This is a genomic window from Arthrobacter sp. 01T428, from assembly GCF_056398685.1.
Map to the genome: position 1 here is coordinate 154,685 of NZ_JBFTPW010000008.1, position 22,355 is coordinate 177,039.

The 22,355-nt window shown below is 64.1% G+C and carries 20 protein-coding genes and 1 tRNA gene; all 21 read left to right on the plus strand.

The window, feature by feature from the left end:
- Positions 1-9 precede the first annotated feature (9 nt).
- The 21 genes from AC1DJB_RS11480 to AC1DJB_RS11580 all read left to right on the plus strand — a co-directional run bounded on the left by AC1DJB_RS11480 (position 10) and on the right by AC1DJB_RS11580 (position 22,318).
- Entirely contained in the window at positions 10-441 is a 432-nt protein-coding gene (locus AC1DJB_RS11480; protein WP_476910266.1) for an organic hydroperoxide resistance protein, read from the plus strand.
- A complete protein-coding gene (locus AC1DJB_RS11485) occupies positions 438-1,457 on the plus strand; it encodes an NADP-dependent oxidoreductase (RefSeq protein WP_284992003.1) in 1,020 nt (339 codons plus the stop codon). The genes AC1DJB_RS11480 and AC1DJB_RS11485 overlap by 4 nt, the downstream gene beginning before the upstream one ends.
- Positions 1,458-1,785: 328 nt before the next feature.
- Positions 1,786-2,892 (plus strand): BMP family lipoprotein, encoded by a 1,107-nt coding sequence (locus AC1DJB_RS11490; RefSeq protein ID WP_172465512.1) that lies wholly within the window; start codon positions 1,786-1,788, stop codon positions 2,890-2,892.
- Between the two features lie 163 nt (positions 2,893-3,055).
- On the plus strand, positions 3,056-4,606 hold the full coding sequence (locus tag AC1DJB_RS11495; RefSeq protein WP_284990383.1) for an ABC transporter ATP-binding protein: 1,551 nt from the start codon (positions 3,056-3,058) through the stop codon (positions 4,604-4,606).
- Entirely contained in the window at positions 4,599-5,972 is a 1,374-nt protein-coding gene (locus AC1DJB_RS11500) for an ABC transporter permease (RefSeq protein WP_059387983.1), read from the plus strand. The genes AC1DJB_RS11495 and AC1DJB_RS11500 overlap by 8 nt, the downstream gene beginning before the upstream one ends.
- Positions 5,969-7,498: an ABC transporter permease gene (locus tag AC1DJB_RS11505; protein WP_476910267.1), complete on the plus strand. Its 1,530-nt coding sequence runs from the start codon at positions 5,969-5,971 to the stop codon at positions 7,496-7,498. Before AC1DJB_RS11500 ends, AC1DJB_RS11505 begins: the two co-directional genes overlap by 4 nt.
- A gap of 2 nt (positions 7,499-7,500) precedes the next feature.
- Entirely contained in the window at positions 7,501-7,911 is a 411-nt protein-coding gene (locus AC1DJB_RS11510; RefSeq protein ID WP_441433660.1) for a cytidine deaminase, read from the plus strand.
- Positions 7,908-9,218 carry a thymidine phosphorylase gene (locus AC1DJB_RS11515; RefSeq protein WP_306961126.1) on the plus strand — a complete coding sequence of 437 codons (1,311 nt, stop codon included), beginning with the start codon at positions 7,908-7,910 and terminating at the stop codon, positions 9,216-9,218. Before AC1DJB_RS11510 ends, AC1DJB_RS11515 begins: the two co-directional genes overlap by 4 nt.
- Positions 9,219-9,283: 65 nt before the next feature.
- Entirely contained in the window at positions 9,284-9,934 is a 651-nt protein-coding gene (locus AC1DJB_RS11520) for a DedA family protein (protein ID WP_059387978.1), read from the plus strand.
- 234 nt (positions 9,935-10,168) lie between these two features.
- Complete coding sequence (locus AC1DJB_RS11525; protein WP_332601836.1) at positions 10,169-10,858, plus strand: DedA family protein; 690 nt, start codon at positions 10,169-10,171, stop codon at positions 10,856-10,858.
- Between the two features lie 28 nt (positions 10,859-10,886).
- The gene (locus tag AC1DJB_RS11530; protein WP_059387977.1) at positions 10,887-12,041 is read left to right on the plus strand and encodes an adenosine deaminase; all 1,155 of its coding nucleotides are present in this window, start codon (positions 10,887-10,889) and stop codon (positions 12,039-12,041) included.
- An 88-nt stretch (positions 12,042-12,129) separates the two neighbouring features.
- Positions 12,130-12,768, plus strand: coding sequence for a MazG nucleotide pyrophosphohydrolase domain-containing protein (locus AC1DJB_RS11535; protein WP_307052671.1), 639 nt, complete (start codon positions 12,130-12,132; stop codon positions 12,766-12,768).
- A gap of 93 nt (positions 12,769-12,861) precedes the next feature.
- The gene (eno, locus tag AC1DJB_RS11540) at positions 12,862-14,142 is read left to right on the plus strand and encodes a phosphopyruvate hydratase (protein ID WP_306961132.1); all 1,281 of its coding nucleotides are present in this window, start codon (positions 12,862-12,864) and stop codon (positions 14,140-14,142) included.
- 157 nt (positions 14,143-14,299) lie between these two features.
- The gene (locus tag AC1DJB_RS11545) at positions 14,300-15,022 is read left to right on the plus strand and encodes an FtsB family cell division protein (protein ID WP_441433662.1); all 723 of its coding nucleotides are present in this window, start codon (positions 14,300-14,302) and stop codon (positions 15,020-15,022) included.
- Positions 15,023-15,078: 56 nt separating this feature from the next.
- Positions 15,079-15,795 (plus strand): DUF501 domain-containing protein, encoded by a 717-nt coding sequence (locus AC1DJB_RS11550; protein ID WP_441433663.1) that lies wholly within the window; start codon positions 15,079-15,081, stop codon positions 15,793-15,795.
- Positions 15,792-16,757, plus strand: coding sequence for a Ppx/GppA phosphatase family protein (locus tag AC1DJB_RS11555; RefSeq protein ID WP_476910268.1), 966 nt, complete (start codon positions 15,792-15,794; stop codon positions 16,755-16,757). Before AC1DJB_RS11550 ends, AC1DJB_RS11555 begins: the two co-directional genes overlap by 4 nt.
- Before the next feature lie 16 nt (positions 16,758-16,773).
- On the plus strand, positions 16,774-18,162 hold the full coding sequence (locus AC1DJB_RS11560) for a S8 family serine peptidase (protein ID WP_307052667.1): 1,389 nt from the start codon (positions 16,774-16,776) through the stop codon (positions 18,160-18,162).
- A 71-nt stretch (positions 18,163-18,233) separates the two neighbouring features.
- Positions 18,234-19,679, plus strand: coding sequence for an NAD(P)/FAD-dependent oxidoreductase (locus AC1DJB_RS11565; RefSeq protein ID WP_284990394.1), 1,446 nt, complete (start codon positions 18,234-18,236; stop codon positions 19,677-19,679).
- 131 nt (positions 19,680-19,810) lie between these two features.
- A complete protein-coding gene (locus tag AC1DJB_RS11570; protein WP_476910269.1) occupies positions 19,811-20,731 on the plus strand; it encodes an N-acetyltransferase in 921 nt (306 codons plus the stop codon).
- 42 nt (positions 20,732-20,773) lie between these two features.
- A tRNA-Leu gene (locus AC1DJB_RS11575) sits at positions 20,774-20,847 on the plus strand.
- A 241-nt stretch (positions 20,848-21,088) separates the two neighbouring features.
- A complete protein-coding gene (locus tag AC1DJB_RS11580) occupies positions 21,089-22,318 on the plus strand; it encodes a branched-chain amino acid ABC transporter substrate-binding protein (protein WP_059387974.1) in 1,230 nt (409 codons plus the stop codon).
- The last annotated feature ends 37 nt before the right edge of the window (positions 22,319-22,355 follow it).

The window sequence follows — 22,355 nt, forward strand, 5'->3', positions numbered from 1 at the left end:
GGAACCACAGTGAAGACTTTGTACGTAGCAGAGGCGCTTGCCTCCGGTGAAGGCCGCGAAGGCAACGCACGCACCAATGACGGCAAGCTGGACGTCACCCTCGCCAGCCCGGTGGAACTGGGCGGAAACGGCCAGGGCACTAATCCCGAGCAGCTCTTCGCCGCCGGATACGCGGCATGCTTCCACTCGGCACTCAGGCTGGTGGGACGCAAGGCCCGGGTGGATCTGACTGATTCCGCCGTGGCTGCCAAGATCCATTTCGGTGCCTTGGGGGGCAGCGAGGGATATGGCCTCGCCGCGGAGCTTGAGATCGCCCTGCCTGCCCTGGACCGCGAAACCGCCGAGCAGCTCGTGGCCAAGGCCCACCAGATCTGCCCCTACTCCAACGCGACGCGCGGGAACATCGCCGTCGACATCAAGCTTGTGGAGGTGGCCGCATGAGCGCCGCCGTTCCCACGAGCACCCGCGAAATCCAGCTGGCGTCCCGCCCGCAGGGACGCCCCGTCCAGGAGAACTTCCGGCTGGCAGAGACCGATCTGCCGGAGCTGCAGGACGGCCAGATCCTGGTCCGCAACGAGTTCATGTCGGTCGATCCCTACATGCGCGGCCGCATGAATGACACAAAGTCCTATTCGGCGCCTTTCCGGCTCGACGCAGCGCTCGACGGCGGTGCGGTGGGCGAGGTGATCGCGTCCCGTTCCGAGGCGCTCAAGGTGGGTGACGTCGTCGTGCACCAGCTCGGCTGGCGCGAATATTCGGTGGTGGATGCGGCAAGCGCGACGCCGGTCCCGGCCGGACTGGCGCCGACCTCGGCGTTCCTCGGGGCGCTGGGCATGACGGGCCTGACGGCGTATGCCGGGCTGCTCAAAGTGGCCGAGTTCAAAGCCGGGGACGTGGTCTTCGTTTCCGGTGCCGCCGGCGCGGTTGGTTCGATTGTCGGGCAGGTCGCCAAGGCCATGGGGGCCTCCAAGGTGATCGGCAGCGCCGGTTCCCCGGAGAAGGTGGCGCGTTTGCTGGAACTCGGCTTCGACGCGGCGTTCGACTACCACGACGGTCCGGTGGCGAAGCAACTGCGTGAAGCAGCGGGGGAGCGCGGCATTGACGTCTACTTCGACAACGTGGGCGGCGAACACCTCGAGGCTGCCCTCGCGGTCCTCACTGTGGGTGGGCGGGTGGCAATGTGCGGTGCCATTTCGCAGTACAACTCCACAGAGCCCACGCCGGGCCCGCGGAACCTGGCCTTGGCCATCGGAAAGCAATTGACCCTGCGTGGCTTCCTCGTGGGCGGCCAGCGCCAGCACGCCGCGGAGTTCGCCGGGAAGATGGCCGGATGGCTGGCTGATGGAACGGTCCGCTACGACGAGACGATCGTTGACGGACTGGAAAACGCGCCGAAGGCCTTCATCGACCTCCTGGATGGGGCCAATACCGGCAAGATGCTGGTCCGGCTGCACTGAGGGATTCCCGGCGCGAACTGGCGGCAGATGCCCGCAAAACGCGATTTTTGGGTCATCTGCTGCCAGTTCGCGCGCTTGGGAACGGGCATCCTAGGACCGTTCGCTGGGAGTTCCGCTACTGCTTGGTAACAAAAGCTCAACAATCTTCGGGTTGTTGGGCTTTTGTGTTACCCGGGTGTGTTCAATCCCACTAAAGTTGTGCCATCAGTGCGCCCCAGGCGCAGTGCTGCGAAGCATCAGTGAAAACAGAATTTCAGACTCGAGTTTTCGAAACGGACACTCATTGACCAACTGTCGTAGCATCAATCACTTTCTTCCTGGAGGAAAATTGAAGCAATCACTGCGTGCCACACTAAAGCGCGGTTCATTTGCGGGCGTCGCAACTGCGGGCGCCGCTGCACTTTTGCTGGCAGGCTGCGGTAGCGCACCGTCTGCTTCGAGCTCGGGCAGCGCCACCAAGTCGGACTACACCGCATGCATGGTGTCCGACTCCGGCGGCTTCGATGACAAGTCGTTCAACCAGTCAGGCTTCGAGGGCCTTCAGGCAGCAGCCAAGGACCTGAGCATCCAGGAGAAGCACGTCCAGTCCAAGGCCGACACGGACTACGACCCCAACCTTCGTTCCATGGTCCAACAAGGCTGCAAGCTGACGGTTACGGTCGGCTTCCTGCTTGGCGACGCCACGAAGAACATCGCGACGGCGAACCCCAACAGCCACTTCGCCATCATCGACTACTCGGACCCCACCTTCCCGAAGAACGTCAAGCCGATTGTCTATAACACCGCCCAGGCCGCGTTCCTGGCCGGGTACCTCGCCGCCGGCACGTCCAAAACGGGCAAGGTTGCGACCTTCGGTGGCCTCAACATCCCCACCGTGAGCATCTTCATGGATGGCTTCTCTGACGGCGTGAAGTACTACAACCAGAAGAAGGGCAAGTCCGTCCAGCTGCTTGGCTGGGACAAGGACAAGCAGGACGGAACGTTCGTCGGCGACTTCAAGCAGGTCGACAAGGGCAAGGTCCTCACCCAGGGATTCCTTGACCAGGGGGCGGACGTGGTCCTTCCCGTCGCTGGACCTGTTGGAGCGGGCGCCGGAAGCGCGATCCTTGACGCCAAGGCAAAGGGCACGGACGCAAAGCTGATCTGGGTCGACTCGGACGGCTACCTGACCGCACCCGCCTACAAGTCGGTCATCCTGACGTCGGTCCAGAAAACCATGGCGACGGCCGTGGAGACGGTCATCAAGGCCGACAAGGAAGGCAAGTTCGACCCCAGCCCGTATGTCGGCACCCTCGACAACGGGGGCGTGGCGCTTGCCCCGTTCCACGATCTCGACTCCGCTGTTCCGGCAGACATGAAGAGCGATCTTGACCAGTTGAAGAAGGACATCATCTCCGGCGCAGTCAAGGTCGAATCGAAGTCCAGCCCCAAGTAAAAATCCGGGCTAAACCGCATCGCGCTGCCCTTCAGCCGAGTTTTGGCAGAAGGGCAGCGCGTTCTGCGTTGCCTTCAATTTGCTCTTCGACACTCCTTTGCCGAGCACTATGCTGGGAGCACGGTGATGACGAGGAGCCATCCTTTATAGATGGGTTGGAGTTTTGAAACTCGAACTGAAAGGGATCACGAAACGCTTCGGGTCCCTTGTAGCCAATGACCACATCGATCTGGTGGTTGAACCCGGCCAAGTCCATTGCCTCCTGGGCGAAAACGGTGCCGGTAAATCCACCCTGATGAATGTCCTTTACGGACTCTACGACCCCAGCGACGGCGAAATCCTGGTTGACGGCAAGCCGGTCGTTTTCAAGGGTCCCGGCGATGCCATGGCGGCCGGGATCGGAATGGTCCACCAGCACTTCATGCTGATTCCGGTATTCACCGTCGCCGAAAACGTCGCGTTGGGAAACGAAGCCACCAAGGCAGCCGGTTTCCTGAACTTGGATGAAACCCGCCGGAGAATCTCCGAGATTTCCAAGCAATACGGGTTCCATGTCGACCCCGATGCCCTCGTGGAAGACCTGCCCGTGGGCGTCCAGCAGCGGGTCGAGATCATCAAGGCACTCGTGCGCGACGCCGAAGTCCTGATTCTCGATGAACCGACCGCGGTTCTCACTCCGCAGGAAACCGATGAGCTCCTGGACATCATCCGCCAGCTCAAAGCAGCCGGAAAGTCAATTGTCTTCATTTCGCACAAATTGCGTGAGGTCAAGGAAATTTCGGACATCATCACGGTGATCCGGCGGGGGAAAGTGGTGGGCTCGGCCGATCCTTCGGCGTCCCCTACGGAACTCGCCTCGGCGATGGTTGGCCGCGCGGTCAGTCTGACCCTGGAAAAGAAACCCGCCCAACCGGGTGAAGCGACTTTCAAGGTCCGGGACCTTACGGTTGTGGACCACAATGGCCAGCACGTCGTGGACGGGCTGAGCTTCGACATCGCCAAGGGTGAAGTGCTCGCTATCGCCGGTGTCCAGGGCAACGGCCAGACGGAGCTCACGGAAGCCATCCTCGGCGTCCAGCAGCACGTCACGGGGTCCATCGTCCTCGACGGCGTCGAACTTCTCGGCAAGAGCGTCAAGCAGGTCTTGTCCGCCGGCGTCGGGTTCGTCCCTGAGGACCGCAAGATCGACGGCCTGGTGGGAACGTTCTCCATTTCCGAGAACATGATCCTGGACCTTTACGACAAGGCGCCTTTCGCCCAAGGCATCGGCATGAAACCGGCCTTGATTGCTTCGCACGCGGAGAAGAAGGTCGAGGAGTTCGATGTGCGGACGCCGTCGATCGATGTCGCCGTGGGTACGCTCTCCGGAGGCAACCAGCAAAAGGTGGTTCTGGCCCGGGAGCTTTCCAGGCCGTTGAGGCTCTTCATCGCATCGCAGCCCACCCGAGGGCTCGACGTCGGCTCCATCGAATTCGTGCACAAGCGGGTCATTGCCGAACGGGACAACGGAACTCCCGTGATGATCGTGTCCACCGAGCTCGATGAAGTGCTCGAACTCGCTGACAGGATCGCCGTCCTCTACCGGGGAAAGCTGGTCGGGATTGTTCCGGCCGGTACGTCCCGCGATGTGCTGGGCTTGATGATGGCCGGCGTTCCGGAACATGAGGCAGAACTGACTGCGCACAAGACCCTCGAGGGAGGAACCCATGTCTGAGTCCAATACCCCTCGACAGGAAAACGAGGCCGAGCCTGAGCGCCCGGAGACTCTGGACGACGAGGTCGTCCTGGATGTCGCGCTGGACACGGCCGACGGCGCAATGGCCCCGTCAGTCATCCCGGCTACCAGCCAAGGCGGACAGATCCCGCACGCCGCCGGTGGTTCGGTCTTCCGGCAGATCGTGACCGGAAACGCCATGGTCTCGGTGTTGTCCGTGCTCCTCGCGATTGTGCTCGGCGGAATCCTGATGGCCGTGACCAACCCCAAAGTCGCCGAGACAGCAGGTTACTTCTTCGCGCAGCCGGGGGACATGCTTACCGAGGTCTTCAGGCCCTACGTGGCGTTGGTCCAGGGCGCCATATTCAACTGGGCCGGGGCCGACGCCGCTGCCCAGCTGTACCCGATCACTGAGACCCTGACGGTGTCCACCCCCCTGATCCTGGCTGGACTCGGCGTGGCCCTGGCCTTCCGTGCCGGGCTGTTCAATATCGGTGCGCAAGGCCAGATCATCTTCGGTGCCCTGTTCGGCGCCTACGTGGGATTCACCTGGCACCTGCCCTTCCTGGTTCACCTGTTGCTTGTCATCGTTGCCGGATTCATCGGCGGCGCGGTGTGGGGCGGCGTCGTCGGGCTGCTCAAGGCCCGGACCGGTGCCCATGAGGTCATCGTGACCATCATGCTGAACTACATCGCGAACTTCCTGCTCCTGTTCCTGCTGACCACTCCCGCTTTCCAGCGCAAGGGCTCCACCAACCCGATCTCCCCCTTCCTTGACCAATCGGCACTGTTTCCGGAGTTGCTCGGACCCCAGTTCAGGCTCCATGCCGGATTCCTCTTGGCAGTGCTGGCAACGGTTTTCGTCTGGTGGCTCCTGAAGCGCTCCACGCTCGGCTTTGAATTCCGGGCCGTGGGCGCCAACCAGAGCGCGGCACGCACCGCTGGAATCAACGTTCCCCGCGCCGTGATCCTGGTGATGGCGATTGCGGGTGCGCTTGCAGGCCTGGCCGGCATTGCGCAGGTATCCGGGACGGAGAAATACCTCTCGGGGGGCGTCGCGGCTTCCATTGGCTTCGATGCCATTACGGTCGCATTGCTCGGACGTTCGACGCCGTGGGGAACCTTCTTCGCCGGGCTCCTGTTCGGCGCGTTCCGCGCAGGAGGCGTCGCGATGCAGGCCGAAACCCAGACCCCCATCGACATCGTCCTGGTCATCCAGTCCTTGATCGTCCTGTTCATTGCGGCACCGCCGCTGGTGCGCGCGATCTTCGGACTGAACCCGCGCAAAAAGAAGAAGGCCACCGGCGGCCCCGGCTCCGGAACCATCCCCTCCGGAAAAATCGAGAGCGGAGCTGCAACAGCATGAGCACCACAACAACTCAGCCCGGCGGTGGCACACCCGCCGGCAACGCCCCGGCGAGCCCGGGAAAGACGGGCGCCACGGAGCTGGTGAGCTGGAAGGCCGGCATCGGATTGTCCCTCCTCGCAATCCTGGGAACCGTGCTGTTCGGTTTCATGTCCAATTCGAAATCGGCAGGCTTCGGCATTGCCGAGGCGGCCAATGAAGCGGCCTCAAGTGTCGCCGCTTTGGTCACGTTCGTCCTGGCCCTTCTGCTTTCGGCTGGACTCGGATATCTGTGGTTCGTCCGCCGTCGTTCAGGCCGCGCGTCGGGTTCAGGCCGCGCGTCAGTTTCCGGCACGGTACCCGGTTGGCTGCCCGCCTCCACCGTCGCCGCCGTCGTGGTCCTCGGCCTCGCCGCGCTCGGCGTGGCAAAGGTTTCAAAGGTCACGCTCTCTTCCGCGGCCATCGGCTGGATCGCCGCCGTGATTCTCCTGGGCCTGGCGGGCTACACGGTGTACCTCACCCAGGCGAAGAGGGCCGTACCCCGCTGGGTGGGCGGCACCTTTGCCGCCGTGTTCCTCATCGGGTTCATGGTCTGGATCGTGGCTGGCGGAAATGGCGATGAGCCGTCGATCTCCCTCGCCGGACTGATCGCAGGGTCCGTCACCTTGGCTGTGCCGCTGGTCTTCGGATCCCTTTCCGGCGTCCTGTGCGAACGCGTCGGCGTGGTCAACATTGCCATTGAGGGCCAGCTCCTGCTGGGCGCATTCTCGGCGGCCGTCGTTGCCACGGTGACGCACAACGTCTACGCCGGGCTGGTCGCGGCGGCCGTCGCCGGAACGCTTGTCTCCTTGGTCCTGGCCGTGGTCAGCATCAAGTACCTCGTCAACCAGATCATCGTGGGCGTCGTCCTCAACGTCCTCATCAGCGGACTGACGAGCTTCCTCTTTTCGACGCTGCTGACGGCGGACCCGGATGGACTCAACAAGCCGGGGCGCTTGCCTCCGGTGGACATTCCCTTCCTGTCCGATATCCCCATCATCGGCCCCATCCTGTTCCACCAGTCCCTCGTGGGCTATTTGATGTACATCGCAGTGATCGTCGTTTACCTCGTCCTCTTCCACACGAAGTGGGGGCTGCGCGTGCGGGCCGTCGGCGAGCATCCGCAGGCGGCCGACACCGTGGGCATCAACGTCAACCGGACCCGATTCTGGAACGTGCTCATGGGCGGTGCGATCGCGGGCATTGGCGGCTCGTTCTTCACGCTCGTATCCGTGGATGCGTTCAGCAAGGACATGTCCGGTGGCCGTGGGTATATCGCGTTGGCGGCATTGATCTTCGGGCGCTGGAACCCGATCGGCGCCTTCCTGGCGGCGTTGCTGTTCGGCTTCGCGGACAACCTGCAGAGCGTCATCACCATCATCGGATCGCCTGTGCCGAGCCAGTTCATGGCCATGTTGCCTTACGCCTTGACGGTCTTCGCCGTCGCTGGATTGGTGGGCAGGTCCCGGCCGCCGGCGGCGAGCGGCATACCGTACGTCAAGGGCTGACCGTGGCGCTCAAGGGTACCGAGGTGGACTGGGCGGCCCTCGAAGCCGCCGCGGTCGCCGCCATGGGGAAGGCCTACGCTCCGTATTCGAAGTTCCCGGTGGGGGCGGCTGCCCTCACCGAGAACGGGCGGATCGTCAGCGGATGCAATGTCGAGAACGCCAGCTATGGACTCACGCTGTGCGCCGAGTGCGCCCTGGTGGGGGACCTCCACATGGGTGGCGGCGGCAGATTGCGGGCGTTCTATTGCGTCGACGGCAAAGGCAATGTCCTCATGCCGTGCGGCCGTTGCAGGCAATTGCTGTATGAATTCCGGGCACCCGGCATGCAACTCATGACAACGCAGGGCATCAAGACCATGGACCAAGTGCTGCCAGATGCCTTCGGTCCCGACAACCTGGAGGAGAACCGGTGACACAGACTGAAGCTTTTGATGCCGTACAGATCATCAGCATCAAGCGGGACAAAGGAACCCTAAGCCCGGAGCAGATCGACTGGACGATCGATGCCTATACCCGCGGCGTCATTGCCGACGAGCAAATGGCAGCCCTGAACATGGCGATCCTGCTCAACGGGATGGACCGTGCCGAGATCTCGCGCTGGACCGAGGCGATGATCGCCTCGGGCGAGCGGATGGACTTCTCCAGCCTCCGGCGTCCCGACGGCGGCGTGAAAGCCACCACGGACAAACACTCCACCGGGGGTGTCGGGGACAAAATCACCCTTCCGCTGGCGCCGTTGGTGGCGGTCTTCGGGGTGGCGGTTCCCCAGCTTTCCGGGAGGGGACTGGGCCACACGGGTGGCACGCTCGACAAGCTCGAGGCGATCCCCGGATGGCGGGCGAACCTGAGCAACGAGGAAATCCTGGCCCAGCTGCAGGACGTGGGTGCGGTCATTTGCGCCGCCGGCACGGGTTTGGCTCCGGCGGACAAGAAGCTCTATGCCCTGCGCGACGTCACGGGCACCGTGGAAGCCATCCCCCTGATTGCCTCGTCCATCATGAGCAAGAAGATCGCCGAAGGCACGGGCTCCCTGGTGCTCGACGTGAAGGTGGGTTCCGGGGCATTCATGAAGGACGAAGCCCGTGCCCGGGAGCTTGCCGAAACCATGGTGGCCCTGGGCAAGGATGCGGGCGTCAATACGGTGGCCCTCCTGACCAACATGGGGACCCCGCTGGGCCTGACTGCGGGCAATGCCATCGAGGTGGAGGAATCGGTGGAGGTGCTTGCGGGCGGCGGTCCGGAAGACGTCGTCGAGCTGACCGTCAGGCTCGCCGAAGAGATGCTCGCCTGCGCCGGAGTGCACGACGCCGATCCCGCGGCCGCCCTCAGGGATGGCCGCGCGATGGATGTCTGGAACCGCATGATCGAAGCCCAGGGCGGCGATCCGCGCGCGGCCCTGCCCGTGGCCAGGGAATCCGAGGTCATCCCGGCTCCGGCCGACGGCGTCCTGGTGGAGCTCGACGCCTTGGCGGTGGGCGTGGCTGCGTGGCGCCTCGGCGCTGGACGCGCCCGGAAGGAAGACATCGTCCAGGCCGGCGCAGGGGTGCGGATGCACGCCAAACCGGGCGCCTTGGTCCGGGCGGGGGAGCCACTCATGACCCTCCTCACCGACACCCCGGAAAAGTTCGACAGGGCCAAGGAAGCCTTGGACGGGGCTGTGCTCATCGCGCCGGAAGGCTCACGGCCGGCGCAACGGCTCATCATCGACCGGATCTCCTAGGCTGATCTCCCGGGCATTCCGGAATGCCCGGGAGACATTCCCTGCGGCCATTCGTTAGGAAGACCGTGCAAGCCATCAACGACTTCATCCTCGCCGCGGCCGGGCAGCCTTGGGTCTTGCTCCTGGTTTTTGCCTGCTGCGTGATCGACGGTTTCTTCCCGCCCATTCCCAGCGAGTCGATGGTGGTGGGACTCGCGGCAGTCTCCGTGACCGCAGGGATGCCCAACACGTGGCTGCTGATCCTGGTGGGAGCCCTTGGGGCCTTCACAGGTGACAACATCGCCTACTTGATTGGGCGCAAAGTAGGTGTACGCCGATGGCGGTGGATGCGTTCCCAAAGGATGCAGGGTGCCTTCCGCTGGGCCGGGAGGGAACTACGACGGCGGGCCGCATCACTGATCATGGTGGCCCGGTTCATCCCCATCGGCCGGGTGGCCGTCAACCTCACAGCCGGAGCAACCCACTTCCCGCACGGCATGTTTGTGGCGCTCACGGCTATGTCCGCCGTCCTGTGGGCCAGTTATTCGGTGGCCATCGGTGTGTTCTTCGGCCAATGGTTCGAGCACAACCACCTGCTCGGGGCGGTCATCGCGATCGTCGCTGCCGTCATCCTGGGAATCATCGTGGACCGGATCATCAGCAAAGTCCGCGGGGCCACGCCCGCCACCGTAGAGGACGAAGAAACCGGGGAGCCCGAAGAGGAATCGGTCGTGTAGCAGGCACGGCAGGGGGGAGCCATCTCCTCCCTTGGTATGACGTGCCTGGCACCGGAAGATCCCTCCATGGGGGGATGCTTCCATTTCGACTTTCGAGCTAGCCTTAAATTGTGTTCCACCCGGCCGGGGCGTAGCGAACGACGCCCGGGCCGTGGGACACTGGATAGCGATCTATGTCACGCGACCGTGTGACTTTCCTTGAGGAGCAATGCCTGCGTGGACTTCATGAACCACATGCTCGAGCATGCCGCCGGGCAACCGTGGATCTACCCGGTGCTCCTGGTTTTCTTTTTCATCGACGGCTTTGCCACGATCCTTCCCAGTGAGACCGCGATCGTCGGGCTCTCGGCCCTTGCGATGCACCGGGGTGAGCCCAACCTGTGGCTCCTTGGCGCCACCGCGCTTGTCGGGGCCATGGCCGGCGACAACATGGCCTATATGCTGGGCCGCAAGATCGGCCTGGACCGCTGGAAATGGATGCGCAAGCCGAAGGTCCAGAAGATGTTCGCGTGGGCGCACTACGAGTTGGACAAGCGCGGCGCCGTGCTGATCTTCACCGCCCGGTATATCCCCTGGGGCCGGGTGGCGGTGAACTACGTCGCCGGACAGACCGGCTTCCGCCACAAGACCTTCTTCTTCCTGGACGCCTTCGCCTGCCTCACCTGGGTAGGCTATTCGATCGGCATTGGATCGCTGGCCGGCCACTGGGTGCACAACAACCCGCTCCTCGGCGTGGGGATTGCGGTGGCATTCGCCGTGGTACTCGGCGTCATCGTGGACCACAGCCTGCGTTGGTGGCACAAGCATCTCGAAAAGAAAGACGGCGAGAAGAAGGAAGCGGCCTCCGCGGAAGCAGCCGCAGCAGACGCGGGAACCGCGGTTAACGCGACGGCCGGCGTCGACCGCTCAAACCCTGCTGGCTAAGCTTCTTCCGTCCCCCTAGAGTTGAGACGTGACTGAGCCTATTGTTGATGCCGCCCCTGCCCTTGACTTCGACCTGAAGAGCCTGCCGAAAGTTTCCCTTCACGACCATCTGGACGGGGGACTGCGCCCGGCCACCATCATCGAGCTGGCGGAGGCCGTCGGCCACACTCTGCCTTCCACGGATCCCGTAGCGCTGGGCCAGTGGTTCCGTGAGTCCGCAGACTCCGGTTCTTTGGTCCGCTACCTCGAAACCTTTGACCACACGATTGCCGTCATGCAGACCAAGGAAGGCCTGGCGCGCGTCGCCAAGGAATTCGTCGAAGACCTGGCTGACGACGGCGTCGTGTACGGCGAGATCCGTTGGGCACCTGAGCAGCACCTGCAGAAGGGCCTCACCCTGGACGAGGTTGTGGACGCTGTCCAGGAAGGGCTCGACGCCGGCGTCGACGCCGTCGAGGAGTCAGGCCGCCAGATCCAGGTGGGCCAGCTCATCACGGCGATGCGCCACGCGGACCGCGGCCAGGAGATTGCCGAGCTCGCAGTGCGCCACCGCTACAACGGAGCTGTCGGCTTTGACATCGCCGGAGCCGAAGACGGTTTCCTGCCTTCCCGCTTCAAGGACGCGTTCACCTACCTGGCCGAGCACAACTTCCCGGCCACGGTCCACGCCGGCGAAGCCGCGGGCCTGGAAAGCATCCAGTCCGCCCTTGTGGACGGCCGCGCCCTGAGATTGGGTCACGGCGTGCGCATCGCGGAGGACATCACCGTTGAGTTCGAAGACGCCGAGGGCGAAGAAGCCGACGACGACGCCGAGGACACCGTCGGCATGGTCACCTTGGGTGAAGTGGCCGGCTGGGTCCGTGACCGTGGAATCGCGCTGGAAATCTGCCCTTCCTCCAACCTGCAGACCGGCGCGATCGCGAACTTCGGCGAAGGCATCGAGAACCACCCGCTGGACATGCTCTACCAGCTGGGCTTCAACGTCACGATCAACACGGACAACCGCCTTATGAGCGGTGTGACGCTCACGGACGAGTTCGAGCTTCTCGTGGAGACCTTCGACTACGATCTCGATGACCTCCTCGAACTGACCCTCAACGCCGCCGAGTCGTCGTTCCTGCCGTTGGACGAAAAAGAAGCGTTGGTGGAGTACATCAACGACGCCTACGCCAACCTTGGCTGAACAAACTCCTTCGGGTGCCAGTTCTCCTGAAAGTCCTGTCGTGGAGCTGCTGGGGACGATTGCCTCTTTGCGCGAGCACTGTCCTTGGATGGGGGCGCTGACCCACGAGTCCTTGGTCGAGTACCTGATCGAGGAAGCGTATGAGGTTGTCGATTCGATCGAGGCCGGCGCGTCCGGTTCCGATACATCCGACGAACTCCGCGGCGAGCTGGGCGACGTGCTGCTCCAAGTGGTGCTGCACGCCCGGCTCGCCGAGGAGCAAGGACAATTCACCTTCGACGACGTCGCGCGCGCCATCACGGACAAGATGGTGCGGCGCAATCCCCACGTGTTCAAACCGGACGGGTCCTTGCAGGAATCCTTCCCGGCCACCGTGGAGGAGATCGTCGAAAAGTGGGACGCCGTGAAGAAGGCCGAGAAGCCCGGGCGTTCGGATCCCTTCGAAGGCATTCCACCGCACCTTCCCGCCCTCGCCTTGGCGCAAAAGTCGCTTGACCGCGCAGCCCGCTCAGAGCGCTCGGGCAGTCCTGAACGCGGCGGCCGTCCAGTCGCGGCGGTGGAGGTTCCCGACTCCGAAGCTGCGCTTGGAGACTTGCTGCTCGCCGTCGTCGCGGGCTCGCGGGAGAAGGGCTTCGACGCCGAACGGGCCCTGCGCGGTGCCGTCCGCCGATACCAGGGCCGCGACGGCGAAGCCACAAAACGTGAGGGTTCCGACGCTGTTCCGTAACCTTGGCCGGTCTCGACTAGGCTAGTGGCGACGAGGACGTCGAGAATTTCCCTCAAGATTCCCAGTAAATCGCTTCACCATAAGGAGCAGTCCATGGCGCTTATCGATGCCATCCACGCCCGCGAGATCCTTGATTCCCGCGGAAACCCGACAGTAGAAGTTGAAGTTCTGCTTTCCGATGGCCAGATCGGCCGCGCGGCAGTTCCCTCCGGTGCTTCCACCGGCGAGCACGAAGCCGTCGAACTGCGCGACGGCGACAAGGGCCGTTACCTCGGCAAGGGCGTCCAGAAGGCCGTTGACGCGGTCATCGACGAAATCGCCCCGGCCCTGATCGGCTTCGACGCCACGGACCAGCGCAGCATCGACCAGGCCATGATCGACCTCGACGGCACCCCGAACAAGGGCAAGCTCGGCGCGAACGCCATCCTCGGCGTTTCCCTCGCCGTGGCAAACGCGGCCGCCGCCTCCGCGGACCTGCCCCTGTACAAGTACCTGGGCGGCCCGAACGCCCACGTCCTGCCCGTCCCGCTGATGAACATCCTCAACGGTGGCTCCCACGCCGACTCGGACGTCGACATCCAGGAATTCATGATCGCCCCGATCGGCGCCGAGACCTTCTCCGAAGGCCTGCGCTGGGGCGTTGAGGTCTACCACAACCTCAAGTCGGTCCTGCAGGCCAAGGGCCTCTCCACCGGCCTCGGCGACGAAGGCGGCTTCGCTCCGAACCTGCCGTCCAACCGTGCCGCACTGGACCTGATCCAGGAAGCCATCAAGAACGCCGGCTACACCCCGGGCAAGGACATCGCCCTCGCGCTGGACGTCGCCTCCTCCGAGTTCTACAAGGACGGCGCCTACCAGTTCGAAGGCAAGGCACTCTCAGCCACCGAGATGAGCGCCTACTATGCCGAACTCGTTGCCGATTACCCGCTCGTCTCCATCGAGGACCCGCTGGACGAAAATGACTGGGAAGGCTGGAAGACCCTTACCGACACCATCGGTGACAAGGTCCAGCTAGTTGGCGACGACCTCTTCGTCACCAACCCGATCCGCCTGCAGCAGGGCATCGACTCCGCCACGGCCAACTCCCTGCTCGTCAAGGTCAACCAGATCGGTTCCCTGACGGAAACCCTGGACGCCGTTTCCCTGGCCCAGCGCTCCGGTTACACCACCATCACCTCGCACCGCTCCGGCGAAACCGAGGACACCACCATTGCTGACATCGCCGTTGCCACCAACGCGGGCCAGATCAAGACCGGTGCCCCGGCCCGCTCCGAGCGCGTCGCCAAGTACAACCAGCTGCTGCGCATCGAAGAAGAACTCGACGACGCCGCCCGCTACGCCGGCCGCAGCGCTTTCCCGCGTTTCAAGGGCTAGTATCCGCTGAAACAGCTGACCGGTGGCTATGGTGGAAAGACCATAGCCACCGGTTCTGTTTAACGAAATGTGCGAGCACTTCGGCAAACCGCAGGCTCCGTGAGGAACGCAACGCGCAGCAACCCGCCAGGCAAGCACCAGGCATTACAGGAGTGTCATGGCCACCCGCCGCCCCAAGGTCCCCCGGGCAGATGCCCTCGGCCGCTCGCCCCAAAAGAACCCCGACGGCGGCCATGTCATCCGTGCCGACTTCGGCGAGTCCCGCAAGGCATCCGCCGCCCAGCAAGAGGCACCGGTTCATGCAGGGTCCAGGACGCCGTCCAATGCCAAAGCCGAAGGCGGCACCCAAAGCAAAGCCTCTTCCGGATCCAAGGTTGGTGGTGCTGCGAAACCGGGACGTTCGGGAAACACCCCGGTTGTCGGCAAGGCATCCAGCAAGGCGTCCGGTGCCGGATCCTCGCACTCCGACAAGGACCACGGCGCGCGCCCTGTGCCCGCGAAGGCGTTCTCCGGCCGTATGCTTGCCCTCGCTGTGGTGATGATAGCGATCACTATCATGCTCGCTCCCACAGTGAAGATCTGGTTGGAGAAAAAGGCCGAAATCTCCGGCCTGGAAGCCGACATTGCCAGCAAACAGGCCGAGCAGGCCAGCCTCCAGAAGCAGATCACGCGGTGGCAGGACCCCAACTACGTGAAACAACAAGCCCGGGACCGCATTAACATGGTTATGCCGGGTGAAGCTGGCTACTGGGTGTTTGGTGGAGACGTTCCCGCCGGCACACCGGGTGGGAGCACCAGTTCAGGAGCTTCCGGAAGCCCGTCCAACCTGCCATGGGTGGACGGCCTGTGGGAATCCATCAGGCGCTCGGCAACAGACTAGACGCGGTGCCCGCCGCCGTCGCGCCCTGATGGGCGCGGCCAAAAAGGGCAGGAAGGATGGCAGCGCCAGTGGAAGACAACTCGGCACCTGCATCGCAGGAGTCCCGCAAGCCATCAGCACACGATCTCGAAATCCTCAGCCGCCAGCTCGGACGGCCGGTGCGCGACGTCGTCGAAATCCCGGCGCGCTGCGTCTGCGGCAACCCGCTGGTCGCTGCAACCGCTCCGCGCTTGAGCAATGGAACCCCGTTTCCCACGACGTTCTACTTGACGCACCCCGTCATCACCGCCGCCGTGTCGCGGCTGGAAGCCGGCGGGCTCATGAATGAGATGAACGAACGGCTCACCGCGGACGAGCCTTTGGCTGCGGCTTACAGGAGCGCCCACGAAGCCTATCTCCAGGCGCGTGACGAGATTGCCGGACGTGCCGGCACGGGAGACGTTCCGGAAATCGCAGGGGTCTCGGCCGGCGGCATGCCTACCCGCGTCAAGTGCCTGCACGTGCTGGTCGGCCACTCCCTGGCCGCCGGTCCCGGCGTCAATCCGCTCGGCGACGAGGCCATCGGGGCAATTAGCGAATGGTGGACCGCGGACCGCTGCTATTGCGACGGCGCATGGGACAGTGCGGGGGAGGCCCCGTCCAAGGACCTCAGCCGCCACGGACCGCAGGGCCTGCCGGACATCGTGGGCCGTCCCGCCCCCGTCCGCAAATCCAAGTCCTCCCACGCGACAGAGCCATCAGGGGAACCATCCGCAGGGGGGCTCAACGTATGAACCGCGTAGCTGCGATTGACTGCGGGACCAATTCGATTCGCCTCCTGATCGCGGATTCCAACGGCACGGACTCCGGGTCTCCCTTGCGGGACGTTGTCCGCGAGATGCGCGTGGTGCGCCTCGGCCAAGGGGTTGACGCCACCGGCGAACTCGCCCCTGAGGCGCTTGAGCGCACCTTCGCGGCGACCGCCGACTACGCCGAGCTGATCCGCCATCACGGAGCCCGGGGCATCCGTTTCGTGGCGACCTCTGCCAGCCGGGACGCCCGTAACCGGGACGTCTTTGTTGACGGGATACGGGGGCTGCTGGGCGTCGAACCCGAGGTCATCTCCGGTGACGAAGAAGCCTCGCTGTCCTTCGCCGGCGCAAGCAGCGTGCTGCCTTCGCGCGGCAAGGACCCTGTGCTTGTGGTGGACCTTGGCGGTGGAAGCACCGAATTCGTCCTCGGAGACTCCGACGGCGTCATTGCCGCCAAATCCGTCGACATCGGCTGCGTGCGGCTGACCGAGCGGCACCTTCGCAGCGACCCTCCGACGCCGGAGCAGATCGCCGCCGCGGAAGCCGACGTCGACGCAGCCATGGACCTCGTGGCCCGCACGGTCCCGCTGGACCGGGCCACCGCCGTCGTGGGCGTAGCCGGTACCGTCACCACCATCACCGCGCACGCGTTGGGCCTGGACGAGTACGATCCCACACTCATCCACGGTGCCAGCCTGGACCTGGAGACCATCAGCGACGCGGCCACAAGTTTGTTGGAAATGAGCCGCGAGGAACGTGCCCGGCTACCCTACATGCACCCCGGACGCGTCGACGTCATCGGTGCCGGAGCCCTTGTTTGGCGCCGCATCCTCCAACGCTTGGCTGAGCTCGGAGAGGGCTCCATCACTGCGGCTACCTCCAGCGAACATGACATCCTCGACGGCATCGCGCTGAGTATTCTGAGCATGCCGAGTACTCGGTAAGAGTGGGTATTCGCTGATGACGTTGCCACACGGTTGGCGCCGCCGGACAGCATCGGCCGCACTGGCGGCCATGTTGGCCGGGGGAAGCCTTGCAGGGGCCCTGCTCACTGCCCCTTCGGCGTTCGCCGACTCTTGGCGGGACAAGGAATACTGGCTCAACGAGTACGGCATTTCCGCAGCCTGGCAGGTATCAAAGGGCGCCGGGGTGAAAGTGGCCATCATCGACAGCGGAGTGGACGGGCAACACCCCGACCTCAACGGCGCGGTGGTCGGAGGAACCGACGCTTCCGGTGCGGGCGACCCCAACGGACAGAAAAGCATCGGGGCCAAACCTGAGCACGGGACCCTCGTCGCCACGCTGCTGGCAGGGCGTGGACACGCTCCGGCCAGCCCATCGGCGTCTCCGTCGCCGGGGCCGTCCCCTTCGCCCGGTTCCGGCGTCGGTCCGGACGGAATCGTCGGCGTCGCGCCCGAGGCCCAGATCCTCTCCGTTTCCGCCTGGCTCGGTTCGCCGAATCCGGCGGGCAAGACGGACCAGGAACAGATTCCCGAAGCTGTCCGATGGGCGGTGGACAACGGCGCCAAGGTCATCAACATTTCCCTCGGCAGCACCTCGCCTGATTGGCCCCAAAGCTGGGATGCGGCGTTCCTCTATGCCGAACAAAAGGACGTGGTGATCGTGGCCGCGGCGGGCAACCGGATCGGCGGAAACGTCCAGGTGGGCGCGCCGGCCACGATTCCGGGTGTACTGACCGTGGCGGGACTCGACCGGAACCGTACGGCCAGCGTCGACGCTTCTTCGCAGGGAATCAGCATCGGCGTCTCGGCGCCCGCGGAGAAGCTGGTGGGCGGACTGCCCGGTGGGAGCTATGAAGATTGGGCCGGCACGTCCGGCTCCGCGCCGATTGTCTCCGGCGTCGCGGCACTTATCCGCTCGAAATGGCCTGATATGAGCGCCAAGCAGGTCATCAACAGGATTGTGTCGACGGCCGAGGATGCAGGCGCGCCCGGCAAGGACCCCATCTATGGCTACGGCATCCTCAATGCCGAGGCGGCCCTGAAAGCCGATGTACCCGAGGTAGCGAGCAATCCCGTGGGATCCATTGCGGACTGGATCCGGGTCCATCGACGTGGCGACCTCAGCAGCCCGACGCCTCCGTCAACGTCGAAACCAAGCATTCCCGCGGCCACCTTGGCGGATCCCACAGTTCCCGCGGCCAAGGCGCCATCGCAGTCCGACACTGCGGTTCCGGCCGCGGTGGTCATCGGCTTTGGTTCGCTTTTCGTGGCGATCGTCGCGGGCGCCACCGTCCAATTGAGGCGCGCCTACCGGACCTCCCCGGAACTGCCCGACGAGACCTCGACCGGCGTGGTGGACGTCGTGGATCCGAGCCCCCCGAAATAGCCTCCGGCGCCGATCCGTAGCGTCGGGAAATAGTTAGTGAAGATTTTCACAAGGTGCTGTACTCTATTCTTATGGCAACCACCCCTGAGCTCATTGACCGTCCCCGTGTTCTCGTTGTCGGCGGCGGATACGTCGGCCTGTACGTAGCACTCAAGCTGCAGAAGAAGATCGCGAACGCCGGCGGCATCGTCACCGTCGTTGATCCCCTTCCCTACATGACCTACCAGCCCTTCCTCCCCGAAGTGGCCGGCGGCAACATCGAGGCACGCCACGCCGTCGTCTCGCACCGCCAGCACCTCAAGCAGACGGAACTCATCCAGGGCCGCGTCACCAGCATCGACCACAAGAACCGCACCGCCGTTGTTGCTCCGGCCGACGGTGGAGAGCCTTTCGAGATCCCGTACTTCGACGTCGTGGTTGCCGCCGGCGCCATCACCCGGACGTTCCCCATCAAGGGGCTCGCTGACGAAGGCATTGGCCTGAAGACCATCGAAGAAGCGGTCGCCCTGCGCAACAAGGTCCTTGAGCGCATCGAGGTTGCCTCCACCATGACGGACGCCGCCGAACGCGCCAAGGCCCTGACCTTCGTGGTCGTGGGTGGCGGTTTCGCAGGTATCGAGTGCATCACCGAGATGGAAGACCTCGCCCGCGCTGCCGTCAAGAACAACGCGCGCATCCGCCAGGAAGAGGTCCGCTTCGTTCTCGTCGAAGCCATGGGCCGCATCATGCCCGAGGTCACCGCAGCCCAGGCAGAGTGGGTTGTCGAACACCTGCGCAGCCGCGGCATCGAGGTCCTGCTCAACACCTCCCTCGACAACGCAGAGGGAAGCCTCAAGCTCATCAACCTGCCGGACAAGACGCCTGCCCAGGAGTTCGAAGCCGACACCCTCGTGTGGACTGCAGGCGTGCAGGCCAACCCGATGATCCGTTCCACCGACTTCCCGCTCGAGCCGCGCGGACGTGTCCGTGTCCTCCCGGACCTGCGCATTGCGGGCGACGAAGGCATCATCGACAACGCCTGGGCAGCCGGCGACATCGCTGCCGTCCCGGACCTCACGGGCAGCGGCCTGCCGGACGGCACCTGCGTTCCGAACGCCCAGCACGCGCTGCGTCAGGCCAAGCGCCTCGCCAAGAACCTGTGGGCCTCCCGCTGGGACAAGCCCATGGGCGACTACAAGCACAAGAACCTCGGTGCGGTTGCCGGCTTCGGCGAATGGAAGGGCGTTGCCAACATCAACATCCTGGGCCGTATCGGCCTCAAGGGTGGACTCGCCTGGCTGGCCCACCGCGGCTACCACGGCCTGGCCATCCCCACCGGTGAGCGCAAGGTCCGCGTGATCTTCAACTGGATCCTGGGCATGACGATGGGCCGCGACACCACCCAGCTGCTGGACCTCGACAACCCGCGTGGAGCCTTCGTGGCCGCGGCCACCCCGGCTCCCAAGCCGGCCGCCGCACCTGCGCCGGCCGCTGAGCCCGCCGAAGCCAAGGCTCCGGTCACGGCTGACGCCAAGTAGCGAACCCCAAGCAGCCCCGCCGACGGCGGTCGTTTCCCACGCGGGAGCGGCCGCCGTCGTCGTTTAACTCGCGGCCCGTCCGCGACGGCGGTGCAGGCATGGCCGGCGACGGCGGGTCCTAGACTTGCAGCATGGCTGGCGAAAGCGATCTGACGACCCTCCTGGGATCCATGCACCCCGTCCTTCGGGACGGCGACTACGTGTACGCGTTGTGGCCGCACGGCAAAGCGCTTGAGGGCGATATCGAAGCCGCTGTCCGCGAAGCGGAAGGCCTCACGGTGGTCCTGCGCCGTGAAGAAGCCGGACGCCTGGGACTGTCCTACGATTTCGTGGCGGCGTGGATCACTCTTCAAATCCACTCTGCCTTGGACGCCGTGGGGCTCACAGCGGCCGTCAGCTCCGCCCTCACGGCAGCCGGTATCAGTTGCAACGTCCTGGCAGGGTTCCATCACGACCACCTGCTGGTTCCATCCGCCGAACGCGGCCACGCCATGGAAGTCCTTAAGTTGCTGGGCCGAGGCGTGGTGCTGCGAACGGAGCGGCAGGATGACCGCGAGTCCGTGCTGGCGCTCACAGCTGCCGCCTTTTCCACCAGCCCGGTCACCGGGCTGCCCGTCGACGGAGTCCCGGCCGAAGTGAAGCTCCTGCGTGAACTCTTCGAGTGCGATGAGTACCTGCCGGAGTTCAGCATCGTGGCCGAGATTGCCGGTGAGATCGTGGGCCACGTCATCAGTACCCGCGGCCGGATAGGGGAGCTCCGGCTTTTGGGGCTTGGCCCCATCAGCGTCGAACCGCACCTGCAGCGGCGCGGCATCGGATCTGCCCTCTTGCGGGAAACCGCTCGACGGGCCGACGAAGCGGGCGAACCGGGCATCGCCCTGCTGGGCAGCCCCGAGTACTATGCGCGCTTTGGATTCCTGCCCGCGCGCACGCTGGGCGTGGTGGCCCCCGACGCCGGGTGGGGAGACCATTTCGAACTGTTGCCCCTCAAAGCATGGCCCGACGGCGTCAGTGGAACCTTCCGTTATGCCGCGCCGTTTGAACGGCTCTAGGAGACGAAAGAGGGGAGTGCACTGGGTTACCATTATCCGGGCGCCCCAGTAGCCCAATTGGCAGAGGCAGCGGACTTAAAATCCGCGTGTTGTGGGTTCGAGTCCCACCTGGGGCACGCATGCGAAATGCGAACCCTGCGGCCCCACTTGTTGCGCCAAGCTGTGCCGTGACAGGAATTTAACCCCGCGTTCATGTGAAGGGCCGTCCGGACTGGACAGCGACACACCGTTATTAGATCCTGACCTGCGTATATGTGTTCTAGGACACATATTTGGTAGTACTCTCATGGAACATGTTCGAAGTGAAAGTGACTTCGGGCGAATGACCACGAATCAGACGCACCGCGGAGGCTATTTATGTACAGGAAGAAAGTCATTTCGGCGATTGCAGCAGCAGCCACCCTCGGCATGCTGGTGGCGGGCTGTGCGAATCAGACTGCCCCTAGCGGCACCGAAACCTCGGGTGGCGGCGGCAGGATCAATATCCCTGCGATTTCCAAAGTCGACGTTCCTGCCGGAGCTGTTTTGCCTGCAGGCGATGGCAAGGCAAATTGCCCGTCAACCACCACCCTTGCCTATGCCGGTGCCGAGACAGGACCCAACGCCCAGCTGGGTATCAACATCTTCAACGGCATCCAACTGGCCATCAACCAGCACAACACCGCGAACCCCGGCTGCCAGGTCCAGTTCAAGAAATTCGATACTGAAGGCGATCCGAACAAGGCCACTGGCCCGGTAACGCAGATCGTGTCCGAGCCGGACATCATCGGAGTGGTGGGCTTGCCCTTCTCGGGAGAATCCAAGGCCACCGGCAACATCTTCGAGCAGAAGGGCTTGGTGCACATCACGCCCTCCGCAACCAACCCGAGCCTGACGAAGAACGGCTGGACCACTTTCTTCCGGGCCCTCGGCAATGACGCCGTCCAGGGTCCGGCCGCAGCGAAGTTCCTCACGGACAAGCTGCAGGCCAAGAAGGTCTACCTCGTCCAGGACGACTCTGACTACGGCATCGGTTTGGGAACCACAACCTCCGCGGCCCTGGGCTCCGCGATGGTGGGGTCCGACAAGGTTGTCACAGGCCAGAAGGACTTCTCGGCCGTGATCTCCAAGATCATGAACGCCAAGGCAGACACCGTCTACTACGCGGGCTACTACGCAGAAGGCGCTCCCTTCGACCAGCAGCTGGTTGGAAAGGGATTCACCGGCTCCTTCGTGGGCCCGGATGGCGTGAAGGATGACCAGTTCATCAAGCAGGCCGGCGACGCATCGTCGAACTCGTACTTCACCTGCCCGTGCATCCCCGGCGAGCTGATCCCGAGCTTCGAGTCCGAGTACAAGAAGCTTGCCAACGCTGAGCCCGGAACCTACTCCATTGAAGGTTACGACGCAGCCACGGTCCTGCTCTCCGGTATCGACAAGGGCAAGCAGTCCCGCGCGGACCTTCTTTCCTGGGTCAAGTCCTACGATGCAGACGGCCTGTCGAAGCACTACAAGTGGGATTCAACCGGCGAACTGGCAACGCCTGATGTTTACGGCTACAAAGTTGAGAACGGCAAGATCGTTCCCATCGGCGTCATCGGAAAATAACACCGAGCCCAGATGAATGCTGGGGGTTAGCATCCAT

Coding starts and splice junctions, on each gene's coding strand:
- AC1DJB_RS11560 (WP_307052667.1), top strand. CDS start 16,774: ATGACGTTGCCACACGGTTGGCGCCGCCGGACAGCATCGGCCGCACTG.
- AC1DJB_RS11500 (WP_059387983.1), top strand. CDS start 4,599: ATGTCTGAGTCCAATACCCCTCGACAGGAAAACGAGGCCGAGCCTGAG.
- AC1DJB_RS11525 (WP_332601836.1), top strand. CDS start 10,169: ATGCTCGAGCATGCCGCCGGGCAACCGTGGATCTACCCGGTGCTCCTG.
- AC1DJB_RS11565 (WP_284990394.1), top strand. CDS start 18,234: ATGGCAACCACCCCTGAGCTCATTGACCGTCCCCGTGTTCTCGTTGTC.
- AC1DJB_RS11550 (WP_441433663.1), top strand. CDS start 15,079: ATGGCAGCGCCAGTGGAAGACAACTCGGCACCTGCATCGCAGGAGTCC.
- AC1DJB_RS11545 (WP_441433662.1), top strand. CDS start 14,300: ATGGCCACCCGCCGCCCCAAGGTCCCCCGGGCAGATGCCCTCGGCCGC.
- AC1DJB_RS11570 (WP_476910269.1), top strand. CDS start 19,811: ATGGCTGGCGAAAGCGATCTGACGACCCTCCTGGGATCCATGCACCCC.
- AC1DJB_RS11580 (WP_059387974.1), top strand. CDS start 21,089: ATGTACAGGAAGAAAGTCATTTCGGCGATTGCAGCAGCAGCCACCCTC.
- AC1DJB_RS11485 (WP_284992003.1), top strand. CDS start 438: ATGAGCGCCGCCGTTCCCACGAGCACCCGCGAAATCCAGCTGGCGTCC.
- AC1DJB_RS11505 (WP_476910267.1), top strand. CDS start 5,969: ATGAGCACCACAACAACTCAGCCCGGCGGTGGCACACCCGCCGGCAAC.
- eno (WP_306961132.1), top strand. CDS start 12,862: ATGGCGCTTATCGATGCCATCCACGCCCGCGAGATCCTTGATTCCCGC.
- AC1DJB_RS11535 (WP_307052671.1), top strand. CDS start 12,130: ATGGGGGCGCTGACCCACGAGTCCTTGGTCGAGTACCTGATCGAGGAA.
- AC1DJB_RS11555 (WP_476910268.1), top strand. CDS start 15,792: ATGAACCGCGTAGCTGCGATTGACTGCGGGACCAATTCGATTCGCCTC.